The 2,079-nt window shown below is 70.9% G+C and carries 2 protein-coding genes and 1 pseudogene; all 3 read left to right on the top strand.

Annotation, left to right across the window (positions count from 1 at the left end; translation table 11 throughout):
• The coding region (locus tag VGZ32_RS14415) for an NAD(P)-dependent alcohol dehydrogenase (protein ID WP_326886522.1) at positions 1-552 on the top strand (552 nt) is incomplete at its 5' end.
• Positions 553-680: 128 nt separating this feature from the next.
• Complete coding sequence (locus tag VGZ32_RS14410; protein ID WP_326886521.1) at positions 681-1,823, top strand: class I SAM-dependent methyltransferase; 1,143 nt, start codon at positions 681-683, stop codon at positions 1,821-1,823.
• A 140-nt stretch (positions 1,824-1,963) separates the two neighbouring features.
• A pseudogene (locus VGZ32_RS14405) lies at positions 1,964-2,079 on the top strand (hypothetical protein); the annotation flags it as partial.

The following is a 2,079-nucleotide window of genomic DNA, read 5'->3' as shown; positions in this document are numbered from 1 at the left end:
CGCATCAGCGCGGGACAGAAGGTCCTGGTCAACGGCGCGTCGGGCGGTGTGGGGACGTTCGCCGTGCAGATCGCCAAGTCGTTCGGGACCGAGGTCACCGCCGTGTGCAGCAGTCGGAACGTCGACGCGGCCAAGGCGCTGGGCGCGGACGAGGTGATCGACTACACGCTCGCGGACTTCACCCGCGGCGGGCAGCAGTACGACCTCATCCTGGACATCGCCGGGAATCGCCCGCTCGCCGACCGCAGACGCGTGCTCGCCGCGAAGGGCACGCTGGTCATGGTGGGCGGCCCGAAGGACAACCGGTGGATCGGGCCGTTGGGCTCGCTGCTGCGGATGCTCGCCGTCTCGGCTCTCAGCAGCCAGCGCCTGGTCGGGATGCTCGCGAAGAACGACGCGGGCGACCTGACCACCCTGGCGCAGCTTCTGGAATCCGGGAAGGTGGTGCCGGTGGTCGAGAAGACGTATCCGCTGCCTGAGTTGCCCGCGGCGCTGACGCAGCTCGGCGGCGGCCACAGCCAAGGCAAGCTCGTCGTGATCGTCGGAAGCTAGCGACTCGGAGCGGCCGAGCCGCAGGAATGTCGGCCGCCGCGTGTGCTCCCGCGTGCGTGGCGGCGAATTCCGCGCCGCGTCACCCTGAAGGCTAGCGATACGGGTGGTAGTTCTGATATTTAGGGCGCGTGCGTCGCACCGATGAGCCTCAGGCCCAGAAGTCAGCCTCCGCGGATACCGCCACGACAGAACCCGAATCCAAACCCGCACCGCGCCCGAACCGCACCGAGGCCGTCGCGACCCGGCGGCCCGCCTACCAGGCCGACCTCGCGGACGGCCTGGAGCGGTTCTTCGGGCCACGGCGCACCAGCTGCCCGTGGTGCGGCTCCGCGCAGTTGCGCGAACGCCTGCGCACGACCGATCTGCTCCAGCACAAACCCGGGCGGTTCAGCCTCGACCGGTGCGTGGAATGCGGGCACGTATTTCAGAACCCGCAGCTGAGCGCGGCGGGCCTGGAGTTCTACTACCGCGACTTCTACGATGGGCTCGGCGAAAAGAGCACGGGCGGGCTGTTCGCCGGCCGCGGCCGGATGTACCGCCGCCGGGCCGCGTCGCTCGCCCCGCACGCGGAGAAGCCGGCGAGCTGGCTGGACGTCGGGACCGGGCACGGCCACTTCTGCGAGGCGGCGCGCGACGTCTTCCCCGACACGGCGTTCGACGGACTCGACTTCACCGACGGCGCCGAGATCGCCGAGCGGGCCGGACGGGTGCGGCGCGGCTACCGCGGAAGCTTCGTCGAGCTGGCGCCCTCGATCGCCGGCGAATACGACGTGATCAGCATGTTCCACTACCTCGAGCACGCCGCCGAGCCCGAGCCGGAGCTGGCGGCAGCGCACTTGGCCCTGCGCCCCGGCGGCCACCTGCTGATCGAGGTCCCCGATCCGGAGAGCCGCTACGCCCGGCTGCTCGGCCGCCGGTGGCTGCCCTGGCTCCAGCCGCAACACCTGCACTTCATCCCGGCGGGCAACCTGCGCCGGCGCCTCGACGAGCTCGGCTTCACCGTGCTCGCCGAGCAGCACGCCGAGCCGCACGACCCGATCGACCTGCTCGCCGCCACGTGGTTCGTCGCCGACAACCTGGCGCCGCGCGAGGACGCCCCCTGGCACGCCCGACGCCCCGGACTGGCGAGCCGGGTCGGGCGCAGTGTGATCGTGCTGCTGAGCATCCCCGCACTCGCGGCGGCGGCGCTTCTGGATCGCCTCGTTGCCAGAGGGCCGGCACGCCGGTTCGGCCTGACCAACGCGTACCGGTTGATCGCGCGGCGGGACTGAGCCGATACGGCCGGGCGAGAGCTAGAGTGGGCGCGAGTCGGATCTTGAACGGGTCTGATCCTGAACCGTGCCAGATCTTGACGGTGTCTGATCCTGAAGGGTGTCGGATCTTCAGCAGCGTCGGAGGAAGGGAGCCGCCGATGCTGGTCGCGCGCTCGATCGGGTTGTTCGTCCTCTCTGCGCTGTGCGAGATCGGCGGCGCCTACCTCGTGTGGCTGGCCGTGCGCGAGCACCGGCCGTGGTGGCTGGCCGGGCT

It is taken from the genome of Actinocrinis sp. (genome assembly GCF_035938995.1).
GTDB lineage: Bacteria > Actinomycetota > Actinomycetes > Streptomycetales > Catenulisporaceae > DASZGI01.
The sequence above is the reverse complement of the archived record's forward strand: the minus strand, read 5'-3'. Positions and strand labels throughout refer to the sequence as shown.